Source organism: Microbacterium sp. 69-10 (assembly GCF_001897945.1).
In the GTDB taxonomy this organism is placed as follows: Bacteria; Actinomycetota; Actinomycetes; order Actinomycetales; family Microbacteriaceae; genus Microbacterium.
The window spans coordinates 1-4,287 of the sequence record NZ_MKRT01000012.1 but is presented as its reverse complement, the minus strand read 5'-3'; the positions used below and the strand labels follow the sequence as shown (position 1 = coordinate 4,287).

Genomic DNA, 4,287 nt, shown 5'->3' with positions numbered 1-4,287 from the left:
GACGCGGGCGTTGACCGCTGTCGCGCCGGTCGCCTCCAGCAGTGGCATTCCGAGGGTGTGGGTGACGACGTTGCGGCCCTCGCAGAGTCCGCCCATCGCTAGCGCGAGCGAGCCGCCGCACACTGCCGTGACCAGGACGTCGGGGTCGCGCATCGCGTTGGCGATGAGCGGGATCGCCCCGGTCGCCGCGAACCGTGCCAAAAGGACCGGGATCGTCTCGGCGCCCTCGTCGGGGTCGCCGTCAACCGGCCCGGATGCACCGGGCACGAGCACGATCCCCGGCCGGTGGGGATCGAGCGCCGCCGTCGCGCGGAGCCTGAGGCCTTGCGAGCCGGAGACGACATCGCGCGCCCCTTCGGCGCTGACCAGAGTGATGTCGAGTGCGTTGTCGAGGAAGTACTCGCTGCCTGCGACGAACACCTCGAACGGCGCGATCACATCGAGCGGATCAAACCCGTCGAACAGCACGATCTGCACGGACATCGACACGGGAACTCCCTTGCGTTGGCGGAAACGGCGGCGACGCTATCGAGTCTCCGGCCTGTTCCGATCGGGCACAATCGGCCCGATGGCCAATGATCGCCGGAATCTGGCCACGCGTTCTGAACGTCAATCTCGCGCTTGAATATCTGTAGGATGCACGGTATGTACACCGTCGTCGCGCTCGCTCTTCCTGATGTGATCGCGTTCGATCTGGCCACCGCAGTGGAGACGTTTGGTCGTGTGACGCTCCCGGACGGGCGCCTGGCGTATCGGGTGATCGTCGCCGGGACGGCGCCCACGGTCGACGCGGGCCCCCTCCAGATCGCCACGAGCGTGGGTCTCGAAGCGCTGGAGCGGGCGGACACGATCATGGTTCCAGGGCGCAACGACGCGGCTGCGCCGCTCCCGGACGGCGTCGCGGACGCGCTCCGTGCGGCAGCGGCGGCGGGGACGCGCATCGCTTCGATCTGCGTGGGGGCGTTCGTGCTCGCAGACGCAGGGCTCCTCGATGGGCAGCGCGCGACGACCCACTGGCTCGCCACCGATCTGCTCGCACGACGGTTCCCGCGGGTGATCGTGGAGCCGGATGTGCTCTACACCGACAATGGGCAGGTGCTCACTTCGGCGGGTGCGGCCGCAGGGCTGGACCTGTGCCTGCACATGATCCGTCGGGACTTCGGTGCAGCGGTCGCCGCCCACGCGTCACGGTTGGCGGTCGCGCCGCTGCACCGCACAGGAGGGCAGGCGCAGTTCATCGTCCGGAATCCGCCCACCTACCGCACCGCCACGCTGGAGGACGTGCTCGTGTGGATCGAGGAGAACGCCCACCGTCCGCTCACGCTCGCCGACATCGCAACAGCAGCCCACACGAGCATCCGTACTCTGACCCGACGTTTTCACCAGGAGACCGGGCAGGCTCCCATGGAATGGGTCACCGGTGTGCGCATCCGGCACGCGCAGGAGCTGCTGGAGACCACCGACCACAGCATCGAGCGCATCGCCCGACAGGTCGGCTTCAGCAGCCCCAGCGCCTTCCGCGACCAGTTCCGCCGCGCCACCCGAGTCTCTCCCAGCGAGTACCGCGCAACATTCTCCGGCTGTCCGCCATACGACAACGACGAGGCGACCCGGTGAACACTGCGGGTGAGCAGGTCCGCGCGCGGTGTCGTTAGCGCGAAGCCAACACCGCCGCTGACGTCAGCGCCTCCGGAGGTGATCCGTGGCGTGTGCTGATCTGGGCCCAGAGGTCGTCGAGGGACAGGCCGAGCACGATGGCGACCGCGGCAACGGTGGGAAACGCTGGTGTGGCGACCCTGCCGGTCTCGATCTTGCGCAACGTCTCGGGGGAGATCCCCGCCTCGATCGCGACGTCAAGGATCGAACGTGGACCGCGCGCGACACGGAGTAGTTCTCCGAGCCGCTGCCCGCGTTTGACGTCCTCGCGAGTGAGCGGCAATCTGACCATGCCACCAATACTAATCACGGTATAGTCGTACCGGTATAAGTATTGGAGATCTGGCGGGAAGGTGCCGGATGATCGAGATCCTCACTCCGAGCGAGCTGGACCGGGCGCGGGTCACCGGCCGCATCGTCGGCGACGTTCTCCAGCGCCTCAAGGCCCGCTGCCGGGTCGGGACGAACCTGCTCCAGGTTGACCAGTGGGCGCGGGAGATGATCGATGCTGCCGGTGCGACCTCATGCTACGTCGACTATGCGCCCTCGTTCGGGCGCGGTCCCTTTGGGCACTACATCTGCACCGCCGTCAACGACGCCGTGCTGCACGGCATGCCACGCGACTACCGCCTCGCGGATGGGGACCTGCTCACCCTAGACCTCGCGGTCATCAAGGACGGGGTCGCGGCGGACGCCGCGATCAGCTTCATCGTCGGCGACACCCGCAACCCGCAGGACGTCGCGATGATCGACGCCACCGAACGGGCGCTGGTGGCCGCGATTCATGTTGCCGCGCCGGGGTTGCGGCTGGGGGACCTCTCGCACGCGATCGAGCAGGTGCTGTCGGGCGCCGGCTACCTGATCAATACCGAGTTCGGTGGTCACGGCATCGGATCGACGATGCACCAGGACCCGCACGTGTCCAACAAGGGACGACCCGGCCGAGGATACCGGCTGCGACCGGGGCTGCTGCTGGCCTTGGAGCCGTGGGTGATGGCCGATACCGACCGGCTCATCACCGACCCGGACGACGGGTGGACGCTGCGCAGCGCAACCGGATGCCGCACCGCCCACACCGAGCACACCATCGCGATCACCGACCATGGCGCCGAGATCCTCACCCTCCCACAGCAATAGGTGCCCCGATAGCGTCACCGGCACCCGCCGCTGCCCGCGTGCGCGGTCAGGACGCCCGCGCAGGCGTGGCGAGGGCGGTGTCTGTGTCCTCTTTGGCGAGTCGAGCGTTGACGACGCCACCGGTGATGGCCCCGGCCCCGAGTGACATCGCCACGTTCGCGCCAGGGTCGACGACGTTCCCGGCAGCTCAGATACGTTCGTGGCTGGTCTGACTGATTCGCGCTGAGTTTCGTTCCGTCCTTTCCTTTTGGAGGATGGAGTTATGCCAGGACCGTATCCGGATGAGTTCCGTCAGCGCGCGCTGCGGATGTTGAGCGAGGCTCGCCCTGATTACAAGACCGATCACGCTGCGATCAAGCACGTCGCGGGCAAGCTCGGCGTTAACCCCGAGACGCTTCGACTGCGGAAGAAGCGCCTCGACGTCGACGAGGGCCGGCAGTCGGGGGCCTCGAGCGAGGCGCAGGCCGAGATCAAGCGGTTGAAGAAGCAGATCGCCGAGTTGGAGAAGGCGAACGAGATCCTCCCGTCTGCGAGCGTGTTTTTCGCGACCGAGCTCGGCCGCCCCTCGACGAGATGATCGCGTTCATCGACAAGATGCGTGATCGTTTCGGGGTCGAGCTCGTCTGCCGCGTGATGCGGCAGGCCGAGGTGGGATTCCTCACCGCCCGCGGATACCGGGCCGCGAAAGCGCGTCCGGCGTCAGCCCGGCAGCTGAGAGACGAGCTGCTGATCCCGGAGATCACCCGGCTGCATGCGGAGAACTATGGGGTCCGGAAGATGCACGCGCTGCTGCGGCGGCAGGGCTGGGCAATCGGTCGCGACCAGACCGGCCGGCTCATGCGACTCGCTGGGGTTCGCGGCGTGAAGCGATCGAAGAAGGTCTTCACCACGAAGCCCGACTCGGCGAACGAGAAGCCGAAGGATCTCGTGCAGCGACGGTTCACTGCGGACGCTCCCCGCAGGCTCTGGGTCGCGGACGTGACGAATGTCGCGACGTGGTCCGGGTTCGCCTATGTCGCATTCGTCACCGACGTGTTCTCTCGCCGCATCGTCGGGTGGAACGTCGCCTCGACGCTCAAAGCGGACATCCTCCCGCTCCAGGCACTGAACATGGCCGCGTGGGCGGCGGACGGGAACCTCAACGGGCTCGTCCATCACGCTGACCACGGATCGAACTACCTCGCCGTGGTCTACACCGATCGGATCGAGGAACTCGGCGCGACCCCTCGACGGGAACCGTCGGCGACAGTTTCGACAACGCGATGGCTGAGGCCGTCAACGGGCTCTACAAGACCGAACTGATCCGTCGCCGCGGCCCGTGGCGCACGGTCGAGCAGGTCGAACTCGCGACACTCGGGTACGTGTGGTGGTGGAACAACCAGCGCCTCCACGGAGAGCTGGACATGCGCCCCCCCGCCGAGGTCGAAGCCGACTACTACGCTGGCCTCGACACACCCTTGGGACACCCGTCTCCCAAACCGCCCGATAGGAACG

General features: G+C 67.2%; 6 protein-coding genes and 1 pseudogene. 5 read left to right on the top strand and 2 right to left on the bottom strand.

The genetic code is table 11. From position 1 onward, the window contains the following. A partial coding sequence (locus tag BGN97_RS04610; RefSeq protein ID WP_363331403.1) for a DJ-1/PfpI family protein occupies nucleotides 1–483 on the bottom strand: 483 nt, incomplete at its 3' end. A 162-nt stretch (nucleotides 484–645) separates the two neighbouring features. Between BGN97_RS04610 and BGN97_RS04605 the strand changes: the two genes are divergently transcribed. Beyond that, nucleotides 646–1,617: a helix-turn-helix domain-containing protein gene (locus BGN97_RS04605; protein ID WP_292698439.1), complete on the top strand. Its 972-nt coding sequence runs from the start codon at nucleotides 646–648 to the stop codon at nucleotides 1,615–1,617. A 34-nt stretch (nucleotides 1,618–1,651) separates the two neighbouring features. Here BGN97_RS04605 and BGN97_RS04600 read toward each other — a convergent pair whose 3' ends face one another. Continuing rightward, the gene (locus tag BGN97_RS04600; RefSeq protein ID WP_292698437.1) at nucleotides 1,652–1,948 is read right to left on the bottom strand and encodes a helix-turn-helix transcriptional regulator; all 297 of its coding nucleotides are present in this window, start codon (nucleotides 1,946–1,948) and stop codon (nucleotides 1,652–1,654) included. Between the two features lie 68 nt (nucleotides 1,949–2,016). Here BGN97_RS04600 and map point away from each other — a divergent pair, with 68 nt between their 5' ends. From map to BGN97_RS04580, 4 genes and pseudogenes are all read left to right on the top strand, one after another. Next, on the top strand, nucleotides 2,017–2,793 hold the full coding sequence (map, locus tag BGN97_RS04595) for a type I methionyl aminopeptidase (protein WP_006902579.1): 777 nt from the start codon (nucleotides 2,017–2,019) through the stop codon (nucleotides 2,791–2,793). 262 nt (nucleotides 2,794–3,055) lie between these two features. Then, on the top strand, nucleotides 3,056–3,370 hold the full coding sequence (locus tag BGN97_RS04590; protein WP_363331399.1) for a transposase: 315 nt from the start codon (nucleotides 3,056–3,058) through the stop codon (nucleotides 3,368–3,370). Continuing rightward, nucleotides 3,322–4,095, top strand: a pseudogene (locus BGN97_RS04585) (IS3 family transposase); the annotation flags it as partial. The gene BGN97_RS04590 and the pseudogene BGN97_RS04585, both read left to right, overlap by 49 nt. After that, nucleotides 4,056–4,287 (top strand): IS3 family transposase (locus BGN97_RS04580; protein ID WP_292698432.1); only part of this gene is annotated, 232 nt, incomplete at its 3' end. The pseudogene BGN97_RS04585 and the gene BGN97_RS04580, both read left to right, overlap by 40 nt.